Source organism: Erwinia sp. 198, from assembly GCF_003937915.1.
GTDB lineage: Bacteria > Pseudomonadota > Gammaproteobacteria > Enterobacterales > Enterobacteriaceae > Erwinia > Erwinia aeris.
Genome location: NZ_RHUM01000002.1, coordinates 178,046 through 200,862, shown reverse-complemented (window position 1 = coordinate 200,862; position 22,817 = coordinate 178,046). Strand labels below are relative to the sequence as shown.

Genomic DNA, 22,817 nt, shown 5'->3' with positions numbered 1-22,817 from the left:
CAGAGTCAGCTGCGAGAGCCTGAACGATCGTGTTGTCGTTATCAGCTGCAACCTTAATTGCTGTTTCTTTTTTTGAAATTCCCAAATGATATTCAAGAGTAAAGCAAGCAGCCCGGCTTAAAAAACTGCCTGAATGCCGCAAGCCCACGGCGTTCCTTTATTCCTGCGCCAACGTTTCCAGTCTGTCCCGGAAAGCGGTGACGGCAATGGCGCGGTTATCCGCTTCGTAACGATCTTTCGCCGCCGGTGCAGAGCTTTGTACCGCAATCAGCTGCCAGCCGCTGTCGCTTTTTAGCAGGAGCGGCGAACCGCTGTCGCCAGGCAGGGTGTCGCACTGATGCGACAGCACATTTTTCTGCGCCCAGCCGGTAATCAGACAGTTGCTGTGTGAATAGAGCGTATCAAGATGATCTTCCGGGTAGCCCGCCTGGGTTACCCGACGCTGTTGCGTTTTCAGCGCGGCGGTCAGATCGCTGCGGCTGCCGTCAAACAGCGGCACGGGCGTTATGCCGGAAGGCGGATTATGCAATACGACCAGTCCGTAATCGTAAGGCGCGGCCGATGAAGGCACGATCCAGCCGTCGCCGTCGGCCTTAAGCTTTCTGCCTAAAGCGGGATCGACTCGGGTATCCACATCGTGAATTTCGTAGCGCCAGTCGCCATCATGCCCAATAAAACGCAGCGCAACGACTTTATCGATTTTGCCCGGCGGCGCAAGCAGACAGTGGCCGGCAGTCAGGGCTAAATGGGGCGAAATTAACGTAGCGCTACACAGGTTGCCGCTGGCGGTTTCCAGCTGGCCTATTGCTTCCCACGGCTGGCTGGCGGTGTCGCTGACAGGGTGACGATCGTCTTTGCCGAAAAACAGCGTTCTGACATCCTGTGCGTCGTCGTCACCGGCGTGGCTACAAAATGAAAGGGCTAAACATCCCATTAAAAAAAAAGCTTTCAGGCGCATGTCTCTCTCTGAATGGAGATTAAAAACCGCAGGTGGTAATAACTATAGTCGGCTGGCGGTAAAAAGGAAGTTTAATTTATAAATCAGCAGGCTACGGATTTTAAAGATAGAAGCTAAAGGCGATAGCGCCGCAGATAATCATACAGGCCAGGATAATTTCGAATAAATAGCGGCGCACCATCATCCGATACTCCAGGAAAAAAACACCCGGCTGAACCGGGTGTTTAAGTGAACAGACTAAGTTGAAGGCTTGCTTCGGCAATTAAGCTTTAGGCGCGGCGGCTTTCTTAGCGGTTTTCTTGTGGTGTACTTTCTTGGCGGCCTGAGCTTTCTGCGCTACTGGCTTGGCTGCTTTTTTATGGTGCACTTTCTTGGCAGCCTGCGCTTTCTGCGCTGCTGGCTTAGTGGCTTTTTTATGGTGCACTTTCTTGGCGGCCTGCGCTTTCTGTGCAGCTGGCTTAGCGGCTTTTTTATGGGCCTTCTTGGCTGCCTGAGCTTTCTGGGCTACCGGCTGCTTAGCGGCTTTCTTGTGTTTTTTAGCTGCCTGCGCTTTCTGCTCGGCTTTCTTGTGCGCTTTGTGATGCTTGGCTGCATGAGCTGGCGCGGCGGTAGTAGAAGCAGCCGGTGCGGTAGTGGCTGGCGCGGCGGTGGTTTCAGCAGCAAAAGCAACTGAAGACATACCCATAGCAGCGGCTACAACCAGAGCGAATAATTTTTTCATTGCACAACCCTCAAAGTGTTATTTCATTTTCAGCCCACTGCGGGGCCGGTGAAGAGACTATAAGGGAAGGGAAGCGGGCTTTCCGTGAGTGATTGGTATCGGCGTGTTACCGATTGTACAAAGCCCGCCGGCGCGACGGGCTTGCGGATTGGTTACAGGTAGCGGTTTTCCAGATGCTGCCGGAAAAAGCGCGGATTAAGATCTTCGCCGGTGGCGTTTTCAATCAGCTGACGGGTGGTGAAACGGCTGCCGTGCTGCCAGATATTTTGCTGTAGCCAGTCAAAAATCGGTTGCAGATTCCCCTCGCGGATATCGCTGTGCACCTGCGGCAGCGCCTTTTTCACGCTGTGGAAAAGCTGTGCCGCATACATGGCACCCAGGGTGTAGGTCGGGAAATAGCCGAACGAGCCATCCGTCCAGTGAATGTCCTGCATACAGCCGTCGCGATAGTTGCCGGCCGTGTCCAGCCCCAGCAGCGCCTGCATCTTCTCCTGCCACAGCGTCGGGATGTCGTCCACTTCAATCTCGCTTTCGATCAGCGCGCGCTCGATCTCATAACGCAGAATGATATGCGCCGGATAGCTTACTTCATCCGCATCCACGCGGATTAAACCAGGCTTAACGCGCTGATTGAGGGCGATAAAGTTAGCTTCTTCCAGCTCAGGACGGTCGCCCATCAGCGTTTTAACCTGCGGCAGCAGCAGGCTCAAAAACGCCGCGCTACGGCCCAGCTGTTTTTCAAAGAAAAGGCTTTGCGACTCGTGGATCGCGGTGGAGCGTGCCAGCGCAACGGGCTGACCGGCCCACTGCTTCGGTAGATTCTGCTCGTAGCAGGCGTGGCCAGTTTCGTGGATCACGCCCATCATCGCGCTGATAAATTCGTTAGCGTTATAGCGGGTAGTAATGCGTACATCTTCCGGGACGCCACCGCAAAACGGATGGGCACTGACGTCAAGTCGCCCGGCGTTAAAATCAAAATTAAGCAGTTTCATCAGCGCGTTGCCCAGCAGCTGCTGCGACTCTGTCGCGAAAGGGCCGACCGGTACGGCAACCGGCTGGCGCGACTGCTTTTCGACAATGCGCGCCAGCAGCGAAGGCAGCCACTGTTTCAGCTCGCCGAAGGTGCTGTCCAGCTTAGCGGTGGTCATGCCAGGCTCATAGAGATCCAGTAACGCATCGTAGCGGGAGCAGCCGTTCGCCTGCGCGCGCAGCTCGGCCTCCACCCGGCTCAGCCTCACCACTTCCTTCAGATTGGCGGCAAAACCCAGCCAGTCATTGGCGGGGCGCTGCTGACGCCAGGCGTGTTCGCAGCGGGCGCCGACGAGAGATTTTTCCTCGACCAGCGCGACGGGCAGCAGGGCGGCCCGATCGTAAGCGCGGCGCATCTCACGCAGGTTGGCGCGCTCCACGTCATTCAGAGTTTCATCGGCAGCCTGATCAAGCCATTGCGCCACGGCTTTATCGGTCAGGATTTCATGACGCAGCACGCTCAGTTCGGCCAGCGCCGCGCCGCGTGCGCTGCTGCCGCCGGGCGGCATCATGGTCATCATATCCCAGCCGGCGATGGCTGACAGATGACCGAAGCGGGAAATACGGGTGAAGGTTCGGGTCAGGTTTGCATAGGCGGATGACATAGATATCCTTTTAGTCATGGCGCTGTCAGACAGCGCGAGGAGGCGTTAAGGGTAAATCAACCGGCCAGCAAAAGCGAACGCTTGCGCCGCCAAGCGGGCTGGCGTCAATAGTCACGGTGCCGCCAAAGGCCTGCGCCACCGAGTGCACAATCGCCAGCCCAAGCCCGCAGCCGCCGGTGGCGCGGTCGCGGCTGGGGTCAAGACGCACGAAAGGCTCGAATACCCGCTCGCGTTCGGCCAGCGGAATGCCCGGCCCGTCATCCTCTACCTGCAGGCAGGCGGTATCGCCGTCGAACCACAGCCCGACGCGCAGGCGCTGTTTGGCATAGCGCAACGCGTTATTGACCAGGTTATCCAGCACTCGCTCCATCAGCCGCGTGTCCGCCACGCCCAGGTTTTGACGCTGCGGCGTATCCAGCTCCAGGGTAAATTCGGGGTGCACCATGCGGATATCGTCCAGCCGTTCGCTGAGCCAGGCAGCCAGATCGAGCGACTGAAGATGCAGATCGACCTTTGGTCTGTCCAGGCGGGCGTAGGTCAGCAGTTCTTCAATCAGCGACTCCAGCTGGCCGATATCGCGATTCAGCGCGGCGGCTTCGCTGGCGCTAAGATTATCGCTCATCTCCAGCCGGTAGCGCAGGCGCACCAGCGGCGTGCGTAGCTCATGGGCGATGCCGTCAATCAGCTGTTTTTTACTGACCACCAGCGTATTGATATTGTCCGCCATCTGATTAAAGGCTACGCCGAGTCGGAACAGGCTGGAGGCGTTATCGAAGTGGATCCGCTCATCCAGATGGCCCTGGCCGAAGCGCTGCGCCGCCGACTCCAGCCGCAGCATGTCTTTCCAGTGCGGCCGCATCCAGATAAACACCGGCAGCGCCAGCGAGATGCCGATAAAGGCCAGCAGCACGATATCCAGAATGCGCATTTCATGCAGGAAAAAGAGATAAGGGATCGGCCCTACGGCCAGCACATAATGGCTGCGCGGAATGTGCTGTAAAAAAGTGTATTCGTCATCAAGCGCGACGATGCCGCCCGCACGCAGGCGGCGCATCGTAGGCGCATCCAGCTGGTACTTGCTCATCGGCTCGATATGCAGCTTAAAGGAGAGGTTAAGATCCAGATTATCGATGGTTTTATTCCAGTCGCGGGGCGGGATTTCCCGTAGCTCGCTGCGCATCAGGTAGAGCGAGCTTTTCATCAAATCGTCCATTGACTCGCGCCCGGCGCGCTCGGCGGTAAATTTATATACCAGCCCCACCAGCATCGCCATGACCAGAAAGCAGACAAACAGCAGCAGATAAAACTGAATAAACAGCTTCTTCATTCGGTGTCCCAGGCGTGCGGCGCAAACAGATAGCCTTTATTACGGATGGTTTTAATGCGGTAAGGCTCGGTTGCGCTGTCCAGCAGTTTCTTGCGCAGGCGTGAGATCGCCACGTCGATGCTGCGATCCATGCCGTCATAGCTTACGCCGCGCAGCGTTTTCAGCAGGGCATCGCGGTTAAGAATCGATCCGGCATGCGTCGCCAGCTCCCACAGCAGATCGAAGTCAGCGGTGGAAAGGGCGATAATTTCACCGCCCAGCGTGACCTGCCGGTTAACGGCGTCCACGGTCAGCGTGCCGAAACGCAGGGTTTTCTGTGCGCTCACGGCCGGGGCGATAGCCGCCTCGTCGCCGCTGTGCGTCGCGGCCTGACGCAGATGCAGCCGCAGGCGCGCCAGCAGCACCGCAGGGGGTGTGGTTTTAAGAATGTAATCGTTGGCGCCCATCTCCAGCGATAAAATATGATTCATATCGCTGTCCAGCGAGGTCAGCAGCACAATCGGGCCGGACCACGTTTGGCTGGCGCGCAGATCGCGGCACAGCGTCATACCGTCCTTACCGGGCAGCATAATATCCAGCATCACCAGATCCGGCATGGTGGCCTCAATAGTGGCTTCGGCCTGATCGCCACGGCTTTCTACGATCACTTCAATATCATGACGCTTCAGGTAGGCGGCGATAAGCTCGCCCACATCCCGATCGTCCTCAACGAATACTATTTTATTCATAGCGACATTTTTTTACCTGAGAGTAACAACATTACCCAATGTTTACGCTGACTACTATAAGTCAGGGCTAAATAACTCTCGATGTGTAGTATAAATGACGTAAAATATGTCATTATATTCGACAGGGTTGTTGCCTGACGACGCGGTGCGTTGATTAACGGAGAAAGGGGAGAAAAGGGTGTCTGATAAAGAGCTGGCTTCAACGGGACGGGATTGCCATATCTGCCTGAACTATATCGATTTCCTCGCGGCTTCCTGTAAAAAACGCTGGAGCTTTGTCGACGCTATTTATGGCGTAATGCCTATTTTCGGCATGGTGACCAAAAACTCGCCGGATCAATCCTGCCCACCGTCAGAAAGACTGAAAGCGCTGGCGCTGCAAATCATTTCTACCCAGGTGAGCGATGAGATAAATATCGCCCGATTGATAACCCTGGCTGAACAACAGCATATTGAACGCTTTGAAATCCTGCTGCCTTATCCGCTTTCTGAACAGCAGCTTGAGGCTATCCGTGAAGAGTACGTCAAGCCGCTTTCGCTGGAACAGCATGACGATCGGTTAACGATCGCCATGCCTGCTTTTTCTCACTAACGCAGCAGCATCCACGTTGCCGGTGCCGCACCGGCAATCAGCACGCCCATCGCTATTTTTTCCAGCTTATTCAGATAGCCATTTCCACGGCCGTTGCGGCGCGCCCAGATAAACAGCAGCATCCCGGGCGCATAAAGTACCACGGAAAGCAGCAGGTGCAGCGGCCCGGAGGCGTACAGCAGCCACAAACCGTAGGCGCTGGCACCCAAAGCGACGACCAGCGCCGCCGTTTTCTGCTGCGCGCGAGCGACTTTAAACAGGTAGGCGCCGACCAGAAGATAGGGCACCAGCACCATTTCGGAAGCGATGGTCAGCAGCGTGTTGTAATCGGAACCGGTCAGCCAAATCAGGATCAGGCAGCCCTGAACGCTCAGGTTGGTCAGCCAAAGCGAGGCAGAGGGCGCGCCGCGCGCGTTCTGTTTCGCCAGCGAGCGCGGGAAGGTGCCGTTTCCGGCCGCCAGCATCGGCACTTCCGCTGCCATAATCGTCCAGCTGAGATAGGCGCCGCTGACCGAGACGATCAGCCCCAGCGCGATAACCATATCGCCCCATGAGCCAATCAGGCGATTCAGCAGGCCCGCCATCGAAGGATTACGCATCTGGGCCAGTTCCGCTCGCGGCACAATGCCAAGAGAAAGCAGCGTAACCAACAGATAGACCACCAGCGCGGCGATCACCGCCAGCAGCGTGGCGCGTCCCACGTCTTTTTTGTTCCTTGCGCGTGCTGAAACCACTACCGCGCCTTCCACGCCGATAAACACCCACAGCGTAATCAGCATGGTATTTTTGACCTGCTCCCAAACCGGCACGCCCAGCTCGATGCCTGAAAAATCAAAACGGAAGCGATCGAGATTAAAGGCCGCTATCGCCAGCACCACAAACAGCCCCAGCGGCACCAGTTTGCCCAGCGTGGCGACAAGGTTAATACTCGCTGCCGTCTGCACGCCGCGCAGCACCAGCCAGTGCACCAGCCAGAGCAGCACCGAGGCACCCAACATGGCCTGCCAGGTATTGCCATCGCCAAACACGACGTGGCCCGGCGAGTCGGTAAAGAAGCTCAGGGCGGAGAACACTATCACCAGATAGGAGACGTTAGCGATAACCGCGCACAGCCAGTAGCCCCAGGCCGAGCAGAAGCCGACCAGCTCGCCAAAACCGGCACGGGCATAGGTATAGATGCCGCCGTCCAGCTCGGGTTTGAGGCGGGTCAGCAGCAGCAGCGCCAGCGACAGCATAATAATGCCGACGCCGGTGATCGCCCAGCCGATCAGCAGCGCCGCCGGCCCGGCCACCAACGCCATATTTTGCGGCAGACTAAAAACGCCGGCGCCCAGCATGGAACTCAGTACCAGCGCCGTCAGCGCGGTAAGACCTAATTTTTTGTCCAAAAAAGCATCCCAAAACCAGAATAAAAAACCATAACAGGATGAATGGCTCGCAATTTATACGCTTTGCACGGCTAAACCCGAAGAGATCCCCTGAAACCGGCGGCGATTTTACGGAGTGGCCCAGCGAGATGCAATGCGAAAGAGGGCGAAAAGTGATTGAGTATGCAAATAATGGCGGGAAGTTATGCAGGCAGGCGGCGGTAAAAGTCGTGGCATTTTGCGTAAAAGAGGCGCGCCTGAAGCTCAGACGCGCCTTTGTTGACGTTTACTTAAACAGGTCGGCAGAAACGGTCAGGTTGCCGCCGCTCTGGTTAGACCACTGGCGAGTAATATGATAGTACTTGGCGCCTTTCTCAATGGCGGCGCGGCCCACGGCATCGGAGATCTCCGTAGGCGTACCGAAGTGGCCGGTAAAGGTTACGCTGTCGAACGGCTGCATCTGCGCTGCGGTAATGGCGTTGACTTCCTGTACGCTTTTGCCCTGCGGCGTTCTCACGGTATAGCGTTCGCCGGTAGAGGACTGCGTTTCAAAGAAGCGGCCGACTTTGTTGCTTGGCGTTTCGGAAGAGGCGACGCCCGGGATCTGCACGGTCTTCGCGGCGGTACCGCCTGCGGCGATGGCGGCTTTACCTGCCTGGGAATCGGCCGGGATCAGATCCGGAGACTGCACCCGGCGCGCTTTCGCATCGGCTTTGTAGACATAGGCGGTAATATACTGATTGCCGCCGCTGTTAGCGTCGATCTGACGGATAATAAAGAACGAAGCCGCGCCTTTCTCTTTCGCTTTTCGGGTAATAGCGTCGTTAACGTCAGGCTGGCTGTGGTAGAAGCCGCTGACGGAAACCGTATCAAAAGGTTCCAGCCTGTAGGCTTCCGACTTGGTCAGCTCGCGCACGCCATTAATCACACGATCCTGCGATTTTGGCGCTGGCGGCGCATCGTCGCGATAGATATCCGCCACCACGCGCCAGTTGCCGCCATTGTTGTTGCTGTCGTTAATACTTTGTACGTAAAAAGCTTTCGCGCCCAGCTCGTCGGCACGTTTTGACATTGCCTCGTTGGCTTCGTTAATGGCATTAAAACGGCCGGTAATGCTGATGCGGTCGAAAGGCTTCAGCGCCGCCGCTTTTTCCGGCGTCAGTTCCTGGGCCGCATAAGCGGAAAGTGAGGTGAGCGACAACAGGGCTGATGCCAGAATAGTAATCTTCAGCTTCATAAAAATAATCCTTCGCCTTGCGCAAAAAAATGAGTACGAAAACGTGCTGGACTCTTGATGTGTAACAGATTAGCTCTCGATTATTGCATGTAATAATACGTCCTGTCTCAGCCATTTTGAGTCAGGCGGCACGGCGACAGGCGCAGCGGCGGCAGGGTATATTAAAAAAATGTTAAATAATACCTTTGGTCACGGCTTTACCACTTAAGCCACTAAATACTATCGTTATTACAGTTAATTGGCTGTTAAATATTACCTTTTATCGCCGTTCTTTTACCGTTTGATTATTTTTCTTTAGCAGATTATGCGAGGTATAACGCGAAATAAGCGCTGAAAATCGCGTTTTTGCCGCCTGTACCGGATTTTTCAGATATAAAAAGAGCAAAAGGCACGGCAACGGCTGGTGTGACCGTGTCGTTTTCAGTAGTTTATAAGGTGTTCGTAGTAAAACAGGCGGCGCTTAAGCCGCGCCGCCGCAGTAAGAAATCGTCTTACCTCTGATGAAAGGGAATACTATGCTGATTGGAATTACCAAAGAGCGGTTGCCCAATGAAACGCGAGTTGCCGCCACGCCAAAAACGGTTGAGCAGCTGCTGGCGCTGGGCTTCAGCGTGGCGGTGGAGCGGGGCGCAGGCAAGTTAGCCAGTTTTGACGACGACGCCTACGCCGCAGTGGGCGCTACGCTGGTCGATACCGACGCCGTCTGGCAGGCGGATATCGTGCTCAAAGTCAACGCGCCCGGGGATGAAGAAATTACGCAAACCCGTGAAGGCAGTACGCTGGTCAGCTTTATCTGGCCTGCGCAAAATCCGGCGCTGCTGGAGAAGCTGGCGGCACGCAATGTCACCGTGATGTCGATGGATGCAGTGCCGCGTATTTCCCGCGCGCAGTCGCTGGATGCGCTCAGCTCGATGGCTAACATCGCGGGCTATCGTGCGATCATCGAGGCCGCGCATGAGTTTGGCCGCTTCTTTACGGGCCAGATCACCGCCGCAGGCAAAGTGCCACCGGCTAAGGTGATGGTTATCGGCGCAGGCGTCGCCGGGCTGGCGGCCATCGGTGCGGCGGGCAGCCTTGGCGCTATCGTGCGCGCTTTTGATACCCGCCCGGAAGTGAAAGAGCAGGTGCAGAGCATGGGCGCGGAATTCCTTGAACTTGATTTCGAGGAGGAGGCGGGCAGCGGCGACGGCTATGCGAAAGTGATGTCAGAGGCCTTTATTAAAGCGGAAATGGCGCTGTTCGCCGCGCAGGCGAAGGAAGTGGATATCATTGTCACCACTGCGCTGATTCCCGGCAAACCTGCACCGAAACTGATCACCGCCGGGATGGTGGCTGCCATGAAGCCAGGCAGCGTTATTGTCGATCTTGCAGCGCAAACCGGCGGCAACTGTGAGCTGACCGTAGCAGACCAGGTCACCACCACTGAAAACGGCGTGAAAATTATCGGCTATACCGATCTGCCGGGCCGCCTGCCTGGCCAGTCCTCACAGCTTTATGGTACCAACCTGGTCAACCTGCTCAAACTGCTTTGCAAGGAGAAAAATGGCGAGATTGTCATCGACTTCGATGATGTGGTCATCCGCGGCGTAACTGTGGTGCGCCAGGGCGAAATCACCTGGCCTGCGCCGCCGATTCAGATTTCCGCCGCGCCGAAGGCAGCGCCTGCGGCCGCCAAAGCGCCGGAGAAACCAGAAGCGAAGCCCGCCTCACCATTGCGAAAATATGCGCTGTTTGCGCTGGCTATTGTTCTGTTCGGCTGGCTAGCTAACGTTGCGCCGCCCGCATTCCTGACCCATTTTACTGTGTTCGCGCTGGCCTGCGTGGTGGGTTATTACGTGGTATGGAACGTCAGCCACGCGCTGCATACGCCGCTGATGTCGGTTACTAACGCTATCTCCGGCATCATCGTGGTCGGCGCGGTACTGCAAATGGGGCACGGCGGCTGGGTCAGCTTCTTCTCCTTTATTGCCGTGCTGATTGCCAGCATCAATATCTTTGGTGGCTTCACCGTGACTCAGCGCATGCTGAAAATGTTTCGTAAGAACTAAGGGGTAATCAATGTCTGGCGGATTAGTGACTGCAGCATACATTGTTGCCGCAATTCTTTTTATTTGCAGCCTGGCCGGGCTGTCGAAGCATGAAACCGCTAAGCAGGGCAACCTGTTTGGCATCAGCGGCATGGCGATTGCGCTACTGGCGACGCTGCTTGGCCCCGACAGCAGCAGCGTCGGCTGGGTGCTGCTGGCGATGGTGATTGGCGGCGCGATTGGCGTACGGCTGGCGAAAAAGGTTGAAATGACCGAAATGCCGGAGCTGGTGGCAGTGCTGCACAGCTTCGTTGGCCTGGCCGCGGTACTGGTGGGCTTTAACAGCTATCTCGATCACGCGCCCGCAACGGATGCGGTGATAGAGAATATTCATCTCACTGAGGTCTTTATCGGCATCTTTATCGGCGCGGTGACCTTTACCGGTTCGCTGGTCGCCTGGGGCAAGCTGTGCGGGAAACTCTCTTCCCGACCGCTGGCGCTGCCGCACCGGCACCGGCTTAACCTGCTGGCGCTGGTGGTATCGCTTTGCCTGCTGATTATCTTTGTGCGCACCGACAGCACGGGATGGCAGGGCTTTGCGCTATTGCTGATGACCATCATTGCGCTGGCGTTCGGCTGGCATCTTGTGGCCTCTATCGGCGGCGCGGATATGCCGGTCGTGGTATCTATGCTCAACTCCTATTCGGGCTGGGCGGCGGCGGCGGCGGGCTTTATGCTCAGCAACGACCTGCTGATCGTGACCGGCGCGCTGGTCGGTTCAAGCGGTGCCATTCTTTCGTACATTATGTGTAAGGCGATGAACCGCTCCTTTATCAGCGTTATCGCAGGCGGTTTCGGCACCGACAGCAGCTCGACCGGCGAAGGCGAGGAGGCGGGCGAGTACCGCGAAATCGACGTGCAGGGCACGGCGGAACTGTTGAAAAACTCGCGCAGCGTGATCGTCACCCCGGGCTACGGTATGGCGGTAGCGCAGGCGCAGTATCCCGTAGCGGAAATTACCGAGAAGCTGCGTGCGCAGGGCATTAAGGTGCGCTTTGGCATTCATCCGGTCGCCGGACGTCTGCCGGGCCATATGAACGTGCTGCTGGCCGAGGCGCGGGTGCCTTACGATATCGTGCTGGAAATGGATGAAATCAACGACGACTTCGGCGACACGGATACCGTGCTGGTGATTGGCGCCAACGATACCGTCAACCCGGCGGCGCAGGAAGATCCGCGTAGTCCAATCGCGGGGATGCCGGTGCTGGAAGTGTGGAAAGCGCAGAACGTGGTGGTCTTTAAGCGCTCCATGAACACCGGCTATGCCGGCGTGCAGAACCCGCTGTTCTTCCGTGAAAACACCCAGATGCTGTTTGGTGATGCGAAAGCTACCGTGGATGCCATCCTGAAAGCGCTGTAACAGGCGCACACAGCAAAAGGCCGGGGGTTCCCCGGCCTTTTTTTGTTTAACGATCAGTCGTCTTCGTCATCATCCAGTTCGATCGGCGACACGAAGCCTTCCGGCTTGATCGCCAGCAGATCGCAACGCAGATGATCGATTACCTGCTCCGCCGTATTGCCCAGGAAAGCCGCTGACAGTCCGGTGCGACCAATGGTGCCAAGCACCACCACGCCAGCGTCCAGACGGTCCGCCAGGTCCGGGATCACTTCTTCCGGCAGGCCTTTTGCGACATGGGTAAACTTTTCGTCGATGCTGAAGCTTTGCCGTAACGCCTTCATCGCCAGCAGGTGCTGACCACGGATCGCATCGTTGTAAACGCTGGGATCGAAGTCGGGCAGCTCAATGGCAATATTTACCGGGGTAATGGGATAGGCGCCAACCAGATGGACTTCGGTATGGTTGACCTGTTTCGCCAGCTCCAGCGTTTCTTTAACCAGTTGAGTGTTTAGCGGGTCGTGATGCGGCTCTTCGCTGGCCAGGTTTACCGCCACTACCGCCTTGCCGCCTTCCGGCCAGGGCTGATCTTTTACCATCCATACCGGGCAGGGACACTTGCGCAGCAGGTGCCAGTCGGTAGGCGTAAACACCACCGACTGAAGCCGGTCGTGCTGGTGGGCCATTTTCAGCAGCAGATCGTAGCCGCCGTCCAGCACTTCCTGAATAATCGCCTCGTAAGGACGGTTATGCCAGACCACCTTGATATCGATATTCACGCCCGCGGCCAGATAGGCTTTTGCCTGCTCGCGGATCCATTCGGTGCGCTGGCTGATCACCCCTTTGCGCATGGTGACGCGCTCGTCGGGCGACAGCAGCGTCGTCATTTCGTAAGAAAAATCATAGATAGGCAGAAAAGCCGTGATCTGACCACCGAGGCGCTGATTGAGATAGACAGCACGGCGCAGCGCTGGCTGGTCGTCCTGTTGCGCGTCGATCGCCACGAGAATGTTTTGGTACTTAGCCATAACGGGTCCTCCATACGCTGGTTAGCTTAAAAGATAGCCCAATCAACGTCGGGAAAGAAAGAAAAAGTTATAGCCAGATCAATATTATAACAAAAGGTTCGCCAAAAGCGGCTGGTACGGTCTTCTGTCCGCTTTGGCACCGTGAGAAAACCGCTAAAGGGGGCGATGACAGTCTGGTAAAGGGCAAGTGAAAAGAGGCAAGTCAAGCGGCAGGATGGGCAAAACAGCCAGGTCAGCGCGCCGGGCCAGGCAATGGAAAACGGCCGCATTGGCACCGGGCCACCGAGCGAAAAAAAGCAGCCGGACTGGCGAACCAATCCGGCATGGCATCAGGCAATCGCGCGGCTTTGACCAGCCAGCTGCGACAGCACCTCATGATTTTCGATAGTGATGTATTTGCCTTTTACCGCCAGCATACCGCTTTTCTGAAAGCGGCCCAGCAGGCGGCTGATGGTTTCAACCGTCAGGCCGAGGTAGTTACCGATATCGCCACGGGTCATGGTCAGACGGAATTCGCGCTGGGAGAAGCCGCGCTCGCCGAAGCGGCGGGAGAGGCCATAGATAAAGGCGGCAAGACGCTCTTCCGCATTTTTCTTCGACAGTAGCAGGATCATCTCCTGATCGCCCTTAATCTCGCCGCTCATCAGCCGCATCATCTGCTGACGCAGGCTGGGCATTTTGCCAGACAGATCGTCCAGAGTTTCAAACGGAATTTCGCAGACCATAGCGGTTTCCAGCGCCTGGGAAAAGCTGGGGTGCTGACCGCCGCTGATGGCGTCGAAGCCTACCAGGTCGCCCGCCAGGTGAAAGCCGGTGATCTGCTCGTCGCCCTGTTCGGTAATGGTATAGCTTTTGATGGTCCCGGAACGAATGGCGTACAGCGACTTCAGTTCGTCACCGGCTTTGAACAGCGTTTGCCCTTTCTGAATAGGCTTTTTCCGCTCGATGATGTTATCCAGCTGATCGAGTTCATGCTCGTTCAGCGTGAAAGGAATACAGAGCTGGCTGATGCTGCAATCCTGACAGTGAATCGCACAACCGCCAGACTGGATACGTCTGTTGATAACACGTTTTTCCGGGATCATAGTGTTGGCTCGAGTGATTATTGATTGAGGTCAATTTTAACATTTTTTGCTCAGCAAAGGGAACTCATCCAGGCCTTTTTAGCCACATAAAAAACAGGGACGTCACTTTTGGTGACGTCCCGTTTAAAAAAGTGTCAAAAGCCAAACCTACGTTTTATCAGGCGTCACGGCCGTTGAACCGTAGTTATTAAGGTTGCTTTTAGCGCTTTTTCTGGAAGGTTGCTCTACCTGAATAATCAATGTCAGCACCCCGGCAAACAGGTAAAGCGCGGTGTAGGTCCAGACCACGCCCTTGATATCAAAAAAGGGCAGTATCAGCGAGGCGATCGCGGGCGCAAGAAAATTGCTCAGGCCAGCGGAGAGGTTGTAAATGGAAATCGCCGCCCCCTTATGCTTCGGCTCCAGCACGGGAAATACCGCCGTCATTGGCACAAACGCCGCAACCGTAATACCCAGCATGACGGCGGGCACCAGCGCCATCCAGAAGTTATGACCAAAGGTCACCGGCAGATAATAGAATGCCAGGCTGGATATCGCGCAGCCCAGACAGCCAAACCAGCGCACCTGACGGATCCAGCCGATATATTCGCCCAGCACGCCCCACATAATATTGGTGAAGATGGTAACGAAAAAGAATACCGCCCAGATTTGCAGCCATTCCGACATGGTAAAGCCCAGGCGACCGACAAACAGCATCGGCATAATCACCGCAAAGCCAAACAGCGACAGCGTATTGATAATGCGGATCAGGCAGGCCAGGAAAATGTTACGGTTAGTGAAGAGAATAGTCACCGCCCGCGACAGCTCGGTCAGCTTTTCACGCGGGGAAAGATTGGCTTTTTCGCTTTCGCCGCCGACCTTGCGCAGCAAAGTCATCGCCATCAGCCCGCCCGCCGCTACCCAGGCAATAGCAAACCACAGGGTGCCGGTTTCACCAAGCCAGGGAATGGTAAAGCTGGGCAGATAGCTGCCGACGCAGCCGATGCCGATGGAATACATCGCCCAAAACCAGCCCATGGCGGAAGAGAGCTGGTGTTTAGGCACGTTCTGCACAATCAGCATTACAAACGAATAAATGAACAGCGGATAGGCGAGACCGCGAATGCCATAGAACAGCAGCATCAGCGGGTAGTTGCGCAGCCCCAGGCCCAGCGTCATAAACAGAATATGCATCACTACCCACAGCAGAAAACCGATACGCATTGCGCGCTGCGGCGTAATGATCTCCGCGACTACGCCGGAGCTCCAGGCCGCCAGCGCCGCTGCGCCGCCGTAAACCGTGAACACCAGCGCAGACTGCGCGGGCGAAAAGCCGAGATCGGTAATGTGCTTCGACAGGAAGGCCATTTCAAAGCCGTCCCCGCTCATAAAGACGGCGATAGCGATATAACCCCATATTAACGACAAGGGGAGGCCGAACCAGTTAGTGGCTGATTTCATCATATTTCCTCTCAGGCATGCAGGTGACGGACGCCTGATGCGTCCGCATCAGTGTTCAGAAACCGAATACGCGAGCATCGCGCTGCTGTTGGTAGAGCAGGCGGAAATGGTCGAGCCGCCTTTGCAAATAATGATGACGAAGCGCATTGGGCAGATAGCGCCGCAGCACGGCAGGTTTACGGCAGACCTCGGCCGGATCGCCGCCGTCGGCCAGCCAGCCGAGACGCGCCGCGCCCAACGCGCCGCCCGCTTCGCCGCCCTGATGGGTGACTATAGGGAGATCCAGCGTATCCGCAATCAGCTGCGCCCAGAATCCGCTACGCGCGCCGCCGCCGGTCAATGAACAGCTTTCCAGCTCGGTGCCGGCCGCCCGCAATGCCTGTAGGCCGTCGGCAATGCCGAAGGCGACGCCCTCCAACACGCTGTAGGCCAGCGCTGCGCGATTAGTGGCATGGGTCAGACCATGAAAAGCGCCGGTGGCCTGCGGATCGTTATGCGGCGTACGTTCACCGGAAAGGTAAGGCAAAAAGAGCGGGGCGCTGCGCTGAACCGTCTCGCTTAGCGCCGCTACCTCAGCCAGCAGGTCGGTTTCGGTGACGTTCAGCAACCCGCACAGCCAGCGCAGACTGGAGGCCGCCGTCAGCATAACGCTCATCTGATGCCAGCGATCGGGCAAGGCATGGCAAAAAGCGTGTATGGCCGAGTCGGGCGCGGGACGAAAACGATCGTTGACCGCGAACAGCACGCCGGAGGTGCCAAGGGAAATAAAAGCGTCGCCGGGTTCGATCGCCCCCAGCCCAACCGCGCTGGCCGCGTTATCGCCACCGCCGCCCGCAATCACTATGCCTTCCTGCAGACCCCAGCGTCGCGCGACGTCAGCCTGTAGCCTGCCGCCGGGCTGCGATCCCTCCGTAAGCCGCGGCATCCGATCGCGGTTCAGTCCGCAGGCCGCCAGCAGGGCGTCCGACCAGTCGCGCCTGGCGATATCCAGCCACAGCGTGCCGGCGGCATCGGACATATCGCCGATCATTTCGCCACACATCTGCCAGCGCAGATAGTCCTTAGGCAGCAGAACGCAGGCGATGCGAGAAAAAATCTCGGGTTCATGGCGAGCGACCCACAGCAGCTTCGGGGCGGTAAAACCGGGCATCGCCAGATTGCCCGCCACGCTGTGCAGGTCGGTAGCCCGTTGCGTCAGCTCCTCGCACTCGGCTGCGCTACGCGTGTCGTTCCATAATATGCACGGGCGCAAAACCTTATGCTCAGGATCCAGCAGCACCGCGCCATGCATCTGGCCGGAAAGCCCGATGGCGCGAATTTGCTGCCAGCGACAGCCAGTCCGCTGGCGCAGCTCGTCAATGGCCTGCTCCAGCGCCAGCCACCAGCTGTGCGGATCCTGCTCCGCGTAGTGGGGCTGTGGCCGCTGTACGTCCAGTTTTACACCGCTGGCGGCCACGATTTCGCCTGCGGCATCGATAACCAGCGTTTTGAGTTCAGAGGTGCCAAGATCGATCCCGAGATACATTACCGACTCCTCACTCATTCACCGGTTGAGGGACTTTGGCCCATTCATCGAGCGTGGCAACCGTCTCCGCCAGCAGCGTGGCAAAAGCGTCATCGTGGGCAAGCGGGCCAAACAGCGCCTCGTCGGCGGTAAAACGGGCAAGCGCGTCCGGGCTTGCCATAAGGCGGTGCCAGCTTTCCGCTTCCAGCGCGCCATCCTGATAGACATAAGGAAGCTCGCCGCGATGCCAGCGCTGTAAAAACAGGAAGAAAAGCGCGGGCAGCACTGCCGTCGCGCGAGGCGTCTCGCCACGGGCGTAGCATTCCGTCAGGGTTGGCGTAATAAATCCCGGAATTTTTGACAGGCCGTCCGCTGCGACCCGCTGGTTGGTATCGCGGATATAAGGATTGGCAAAGCGGGCCAGCACTACGTCGCGGTACGTCTCCAGCTCAAGCGGGCTGGGCGACAGCGAGGGAATAACGTCCTGGGTCACGTACTCCCAGGCCATCTCTTTGATCGCCTGTGTCCGCGTGCTCTGGTGAATAAAGTCCTGTCCGACCAGCGTCCCAGCCCAGGCAATACAGCTGTGGCTGGCGTTAAGAATACGGATTTTCGCCTCTTCCCACGGCAGAACGGTATCGACCAGGGTCACGCCGACCTTCTCCAGCGCCGGTCGTCCGGCGGCAAAATTATCTTCAACCACCCATTGAATAAAGGCTTCGCCCATCACCGGCGCGCCGTCGGCAAAACCGGTCGCTTCCAACACGCGCGGGGCAATATCCGCCGTCGGGCGCGGAGTGATGCGATCCACCATCGTATTAGGCGAGGTCGTCTGCTCCGTTACCCAGTCCAGCAGCGCATCGTCGTGACATAAACGCAGAAAAGCGAGAAAGCCCTCACGGAAACGCTCGCCGTTATGCCGCAGATTATCGCAGTTTAACAGCGTAACCGGCTGACCGTGCGCCTGCATTCGCGCCTGCAAAACGCGGCGTAAAGCGCCATAAAGCGTACGCGCTTCGCCCTGCAAATCTGCGGTAATATCAGGGTGACGCGGATCGAGACGATGGTCGCTATCCAGGTAATAGCCGCTCTCGGTGACGGTAAAGGCGATCACTTTCGTGGCGGGATCCGCCCCTCGCGCAACCATGGCCGTCAGCCCGGCATCCCAGGGGACGATATGTTTGATTGAGGTGATTTTCTCATACTGACGTTCGCCTGTCGGGGTGACCGTTTCCAGCACGTATTCGCCGTTTTGCTGCGTCAGGGCATTCAGCAAGGGAACGGCATCATCGCGAATATTGCTGAGCGCGATTTCCCAGCGCGGGCCGTCCTGCTGCAACAGACGATGCAGATACCAGGCCTGATGGGCGCGGTGAAAAGAACCGGCGCCAATATGTAGCCAGACAGAGGGGGAAGCAGCGGTCATCATTCTCTCCTGTAAATGGGCTTTTGCTCTTGTGTTGAGCTTTTGCTTGGTTGCGTTACAGCCTGGTGAATTTTTTACCAGCGGTCTGCGGGAGCGATCACAAAATTTGCTTTTGCCCGTTAATCGGGCAATTATTCGGACCGGGCTTAAGGAGCGGGATATCACGATGAGCAAGCACGACAAAAAGCTGGATCTGGCGGCCAGAGCTGCCTGGATGTATTACGTGGCGGGACAAACCCAGCAGGATATTGCTGAAAAGCTTGGCGTATCGCGTCAGGTGGCGCAGCGGCTGGTGGCGCTGGCATCAGAGCAGGGGCTGGTGAGCGTCAGCGTTAATCATGCCGTAGCCGACTGCATGACGCTGGCGCAGCAGCTGCAGGAAAAATTCAGCCTGGCGTTTTGTCAGGTAGTGCCGTCTGGCAATGTGGAAGGCGACGGCTTACAGCAGATGATTGCCGTAGCGGGTGCAGAAGTGATGGCGCAAACGCTGAAAAGCGAGCGGCCGCAAATTGTCGCGGTAGGATCGGGAAGAACCCTGCGTGCCACTATTAACGAGCTGCCAGAGCTGGACAGGCCTCAGCACAGCTGCGTATCGTTAATCGGCGCTATCGCCAGCGACGGCTCCTGTACCCGTTACGATGTGCCGCTGTGGATGGCGGAAAAAACCCAGGGACGCTATTTTATCCTGCCCGCGCCGCTGTATGCCGACAGCGTCGACGATCGCGATTTGTGGTGCAATCATCGCATCTACCGCACCGTCACGGAGAAGGCCGCCCAGGCGGATATTATGTTTGTCGGCATTGGTCAGGTTTCGCCGGGCTGCCCGCTGAATGCGGACGGCTTTATCAGCGACGATGAAGTGGCCACGCTGTTGGCGGATCGGGTGGCCGCAGAGATGCTTGGCCATTTTATCGGCGAAGAAGGCGAAAGGGCGGCAACCGATCTGGACAGCCGTTTGACCAGCGTGCGGCTGACGGCCCACACCCAACGCAATATCGTCGCCTTTGCGGGAGGCAGCGAAAAGCATCGGGCGATAGCCGCCGTGCTAAAGGGCGGTTGGATCAGCGGGCTGGTCACCGACGAGGCGAGCGCGCGTTATGCGCTGGCGACATCCGCCTGAAGTTTTGCCAGAGCGGCCCGGTGAGGATACCATTACACTATCCTTAATCGTGGCCACCGGGGACCTGTATCATGAGCTTTAATGATGAAGACCTGTTTAAAGACGCCATGGAAGACGTCACGCCGCTCAAGGACTGCAGCAACATTCTTTGGTTAAAATCCCCTTCGACGAAATCGTCCCGCCAGCGCCAGGAAGAGCAGCAGCTGGATAATCCGCTGACCAGCGGCTTTTTAACCGTTATCCCCCGGGAAACGCCGCTGGAATACAAAGCGGAGGGGATCCAGCAGGGCGTGTTGGATAAGCTGCGGTTGGGTAAATATCAAATTGACGCCAGCCTGAATCTGCTGCGTCAGCCGGTGGAAATCTGCCGGCAGTCGCTTTACAGCTTTATGCTGCAGGCGGAGCGTGAAAATTACCGCAATCTGCTGATCGTGCATGGCAAAGGCAAAGAGGACGAATCGCACGCCAATATCGTCCGCAGCTATCTGGCGCGCTGGCTACAGCAGTTTGATCAGGTACAAACGTTTTGTAGTGCTCAGCCGCAGCACGGCGGCAACGGCGCCTGCTATGTGGGGCTACGTAAAAGCGAGCAGGCGCGCCTGGACAACCGCGAACGGCACGCCAAGCGCAGCCGCTAGCCGGAGTGGGATTTACGGATGGTCGCCATCAGCACTTCGGCGCTGCGGCTAAGGGGCGCACCGGTACGGGTAATAATGCCGACCGGTTCGCCCGGCCCATGTGAGGCGACAGGCAGCGCAACCAGCGCATTATGCAGCAGGTCATCTTTGATCGCGCCGGAAGGCACGAACCAGACATAGTTATAGCGAAGCGCCAGCTGACGGGCGAGCGAGGTCGCAGAGGTTTCCACTACCGCATCCGGCAGGCGGCAGCCGTGATCTTTGAGCATCGCATCGGCGATACGGCGCGGCGCGGTGCCCTCCGGCGAAATTACCACCGGCCAGCTAAGCGCTCGCGACAGCGTGACGTTGTCACTTAATAACGGGTGTTCGGGCCTTACCACCAGCCGCAAAGACTCCAGAAATAACAGCTCATAGGTCAGGCCGGTCATCATTTCCGTTTCGGCCATGCGGCCGATGCCTACTTCAAATTCGCCCGCTCTCAGTCCGGCAAGCAGCACGTTGTTGTGCAGCGTAGCGACCTGAACCAGCGTTCTGGGCTGCTGCTGATGAAAGCGTTCCAGGATTGAAGGCAGCATTCCCAGCGCTACCGTGGTCAGCACGCCGATGCGCAGCACTGCCGGATCGCGTGCGACCACGGGGCTGAGCGACTGCCCGGCATGGTTAAGCGCATCCAGAATCCGTACTGCATGGGTCAGAAACTGCTCGCCCGCCGTGGTCAGCTGCGCGCCAAGACGGCCTCGCTCAAACAGTCTGGCCCCGGCCATCTCCTCCAGCTCGTTCAGCGTTTTTGACAGCGCAGGCTGGCTAAGCGACAGCACCTCGGCGGCGCGCCCCAGCGTGCCTTGCTGAGCCACGGCGACAAAAGTATGCAGATGGCGCAGACGAATGCGCTGATTAAAAAGGTAATTATTTTCCATAACTGCAGCGTAGCCAGCAAGGCAGCGGGCAGGCAAGCGGCGCGTTGGAATACTGTTAACCTTATTGCAAAATTTCATTAACATAATAGCGTTTTTCCATCACTTTTCGCTGCCCGGAGGCAATAGCCTCATCACCTTTACTGATAAAAGCCCTTTTTTTCCTTGCGGATGCTTGCTTTTTGCGGGGGAATTGCTAAGCAAACGGGTAATTCACTGGGTGAAATCGATAACAATCCGTTATGATAGCCAACACTTTTTTTCGGAACCGACGCCAGCCGCTTTGCACATTGCTGGCCATGGAGCGCTAACGTGGAGAGTATTGTTGCGACAGATGTCCGCACCCTGATCAACGAAGGCAGCGTCAGTCGCTATCAGCAGCGTATTATCGCTCTCTGTTTTGCGGTGGTGGCGATGGACGGCATGGATATTGCTCTGATGGGCTTTATCGCGCCGGCGCTTAAGGTTTCCTGGGGCGTCACCACGCAGCAGCTGGGCGCTATCATCAGCGCCGCGCTGATCGGTCTGGCGCTGGGCGCGCTGTTTGCCGGCCCGCTAGCCGATCGCTTTGGCCGTCGCGTCATCATCATCAGCAGCGTTTTTTTCTTTGGCCTGTGGACGCTGGCGACCGCTTTTTCGCATAACGCCGATCAGATGATGCTGTTTCGCTTTCTTACCGGCCTTGGGCTGGGCGCGGCCATGCCCAACGTCGGCACGCTGGTGGCGGAATACTCTCCCGATCGCAAGCGCGCTTTCATTATTACCGTGGTGTTCTGCGGCTTTACCTTCGGCGCGGCGGGCGGTGGCTTTGCTGCGTCCTGGCTGATCCCTCATTACGGCTGGCACGCCGTGCTGATTTTAGGCGGCCTGCTGCCGCTGCTGATCGTCCCGCTGCTGTTGAAAGGATTACCGGAATCGGTGCGCTTTTTGCTTTCGCGGCAGGCGCCCGTAGAGCGTATCCGACAGATTGTTGAAAAAATGGCGCCGGGCCAGGTGCAGCAGGGCAGCCAGTTCGCCATGGTGGAAAAAGCGCAGCGCGAGGGCGCGGTGAAGCTGGTGTTGACGCGCCCTTATCTCTCCGGCAGCGTGCTGCTATGGGGCAGCTACTTTATGGGGCTGTTTCTGGTCTATCTGATCGGCAGCTGGCTGCCTTCGCTGGTGAAAGATATGGGCATGACCGTCACTCAGGCCGCGCTGGTGACCGCCATGTATCAGGCCGGCGGTACCGTTGGTTCGCTGTTTGCCGGCTGGATGATGGATCGCTTTAACGCCAATCTGGCGCTGGCCGCCATCTATTTTACCGGCGCTATCGCGACGGTAGCGATTGGCTACGCGCCGGCAAATACGCTAATCCTGAGCCTGGTCGCTTTTTGCAGCGGTTTCTGCCTTAACGGTGCTAATACCGGTATGAACGCGCTGTCGGCCAGCTACTATCCTACCCACGCCCGCGCGACCGGTTCCAGCTGGATGCACGGCGTAGGGCGCATGGGCGCTATTCTCAGCGCCTTTGCCGGCGCGCAGATGCTGGCAATGGGCTGGCACATTACGGAAGTGTTCTCCAGCCTGGCCATTCCGGCGGTACTGACCTCGCTGATGCTGCTGGCGAAATACCGCTTCGGCCACCAGCGTAACGAAGAATAGTTTTCGGTCAGCCGTCGCCATTTCGTTATCG

19 protein-coding genes are annotated in these 22,817 nt (G+C 57.4%); 6 read left to right on the top strand and 13 right to left on the bottom strand.

The features are described 5' to 3' along the window. Positions 1-157 precede the first annotated feature (157 nt). The 5 genes from EGK14_RS03395 to rstA all read right to left on the bottom strand — a co-directional run bounded on the left by EGK14_RS03395 (position 158) and on the right by rstA (position 5,368). Positions 158-958 carry a serine protease gene (locus tag EGK14_RS03395; protein ID WP_125287652.1) on the bottom strand — a complete coding sequence of 267 codons (801 nt, stop codon included), beginning with the start codon at positions 956-958 and terminating at the stop codon, positions 158-160. 262 nt (positions 959-1,220) lie between these two features. Next, positions 1,221-1,679, bottom strand: a complete 459-nt coding sequence (gene asr / locus EGK14_RS03390; RefSeq protein WP_125287651.1) for an acid resistance repetitive basic protein Asr — start codon at positions 1,677-1,679, stop codon at positions 1,221-1,223. 152 nt (positions 1,680-1,831) lie between these two features. Next, positions 1,832-3,313 carry a carboxypeptidase M32 gene (locus tag EGK14_RS03385; protein ID WP_125287650.1) on the bottom strand — a complete coding sequence of 494 codons (1,482 nt, stop codon included), beginning with the start codon at positions 3,311-3,313 and terminating at the stop codon, positions 1,832-1,834. A gap of 25 nt (positions 3,314-3,338) precedes the next feature. After that, positions 3,339-4,640 carry a two-component system sensor histidine kinase RstB gene (rstB, locus tag EGK14_RS03380; RefSeq protein WP_125287649.1) on the bottom strand — a complete coding sequence of 434 codons (1,302 nt, stop codon included), beginning with the start codon at positions 4,638-4,640 and terminating at the stop codon, positions 3,339-3,341. Then, the gene (rstA, locus tag EGK14_RS03375; protein WP_125287648.1) at positions 4,637-5,368 is read right to left on the bottom strand and encodes a two-component system response regulator RstA; all 732 of its coding nucleotides are present in this window, start codon (positions 5,366-5,368) and stop codon (positions 4,637-4,639) included. The genes rstB and rstA overlap by 4 nt, the downstream gene beginning before the upstream one ends. 178 nt (positions 5,369-5,546) lie before the next feature. Here rstA and EGK14_RS03370 point away from each other — a divergent pair, with 178 nt between their 5' ends. After that, a complete protein-coding gene (locus EGK14_RS03370; RefSeq protein ID WP_125287647.1) occupies positions 5,547-5,960 on the top strand; it encodes a hypothetical protein in 414 nt (137 codons plus the stop codon). On the opposite strand, the gene EGK14_RS03365 is transcribed toward EGK14_RS03370, so the two are convergent. Both EGK14_RS03365 and ydgH read right to left on the bottom strand, forming a co-directional pair. Further along, positions 5,957-7,348, bottom strand: coding sequence for an amino acid permease (locus tag EGK14_RS03365; RefSeq protein ID WP_125287646.1), 1,392 nt, complete (start codon positions 7,346-7,348; stop codon positions 5,957-5,959). The two genes, EGK14_RS03370 and EGK14_RS03365, sit on opposite strands and share 4 nt — an antisense overlap. A gap of 265 nt (positions 7,349-7,613) precedes the next feature. Beyond that, complete coding sequence (ydgH, locus tag EGK14_RS03360) at positions 7,614-8,564, bottom strand: DUF1471 family protein YdgH (RefSeq protein WP_125287645.1); 951 nt, start codon at positions 8,562-8,564, stop codon at positions 7,614-7,616. A 515-nt stretch (positions 8,565-9,079) separates the two neighbouring features. On the opposite strand from ydgH, the gene pntA reads away from it, so the two are divergent. Beyond that, positions 9,080-10,612: a Re/Si-specific NAD(P)(+) transhydrogenase subunit alpha gene (pntA, locus tag EGK14_RS03355; RefSeq protein ID WP_125287644.1), complete on the top strand. Its 1,533-nt coding sequence runs from the start codon at positions 9,080-9,082 to the stop codon at positions 10,610-10,612. Between the two features lie 10 nt (positions 10,613-10,622). Continuing rightward, a complete protein-coding gene (gene pntB / locus EGK14_RS03350; RefSeq protein WP_125287643.1) occupies positions 10,623-12,011 on the top strand; it encodes a Re/Si-specific NAD(P)(+) transhydrogenase subunit beta in 1,389 nt (462 codons plus the stop codon). 53 nt (positions 12,012-12,064) lie between these two features. Here the strand turns inward: pntB and uspE are convergent, their stop codons facing one another. The 5 genes from uspE to dalD all read right to left on the bottom strand — a co-directional run bounded on the left by uspE (position 12,065) and on the right by dalD (position 18,470). Next, entirely contained in the window at positions 12,065-13,015 is a 951-nt protein-coding gene (gene uspE / locus EGK14_RS03345) for a universal stress protein UspE (RefSeq protein ID WP_125287642.1), read from the bottom strand. A 329-nt stretch (positions 13,016-13,344) separates the two neighbouring features. Then, positions 13,345-14,100 carry an FNR family transcription factor gene (locus EGK14_RS03340; protein ID WP_125287641.1) on the bottom strand — a complete coding sequence of 252 codons (756 nt, stop codon included), beginning with the start codon at positions 14,098-14,100 and terminating at the stop codon, positions 13,345-13,347. A gap of 147 nt (positions 14,101-14,247) precedes the next feature. Further along, positions 14,248-15,540, bottom strand: a complete 1,293-nt coding sequence (locus EGK14_RS03335; protein WP_125287640.1) for an MFS transporter — start codon at positions 15,538-15,540, stop codon at positions 14,248-14,250. Positions 15,541-15,595: 55 nt separating this feature from the next. Beyond that, positions 15,596-17,065 carry a xylulokinase gene (gene xylB / locus EGK14_RS03330; RefSeq protein WP_125287639.1) on the bottom strand — a complete coding sequence of 490 codons (1,470 nt, stop codon included), beginning with the start codon at positions 17,063-17,065 and terminating at the stop codon, positions 15,596-15,598. Positions 17,066-17,075: 10 nt separating this feature from the next. Next, positions 17,076-18,470, bottom strand: a complete 1,395-nt coding sequence (gene dalD, locus EGK14_RS03325; protein ID WP_125287983.1) for a D-arabinitol 4-dehydrogenase — start codon at positions 18,468-18,470, stop codon at positions 17,076-17,078. Positions 18,471-18,636: 166 nt separating this feature from the next. Here dalD and EGK14_RS03320 point away from each other — a divergent pair, with 166 nt between their 5' ends. Next, positions 18,637-19,590, top strand: coding sequence for a sugar-binding transcriptional regulator (locus EGK14_RS03320; protein WP_125287638.1), 954 nt, complete (start codon positions 18,637-18,639; stop codon positions 19,588-19,590). Positions 19,591-19,661: 71 nt separating this feature from the next. Beyond that, complete coding sequence (gene smrA / locus EGK14_RS03315) at positions 19,662-20,228, top strand: DNA endonuclease SmrA (RefSeq protein WP_125287637.1); 567 nt, start codon at positions 19,662-19,664, stop codon at positions 20,226-20,228. On the opposite strand, the gene EGK14_RS03310 is transcribed toward smrA, so the two are convergent. Further along, on the bottom strand, positions 20,225-21,148 hold the full coding sequence (locus tag EGK14_RS03310) for a LysR substrate-binding domain-containing protein (RefSeq protein ID WP_125287636.1): 924 nt from the start codon (positions 21,146-21,148) through the stop codon (positions 20,225-20,227). The two genes, smrA and EGK14_RS03310, sit on opposite strands and share 4 nt — an antisense overlap. Before the next feature lie 309 nt (positions 21,149-21,457). Here EGK14_RS03310 and EGK14_RS03305 point away from each other — a divergent pair, with 309 nt between their 5' ends. Next, positions 21,458-22,786, top strand: coding sequence for an aromatic acid/H+ symport family MFS transporter (locus EGK14_RS03305; RefSeq protein WP_125287635.1), 1,329 nt, complete (start codon positions 21,458-21,460; stop codon positions 22,784-22,786). Positions 22,787-22,817: the final 31 nt, after the last annotated feature.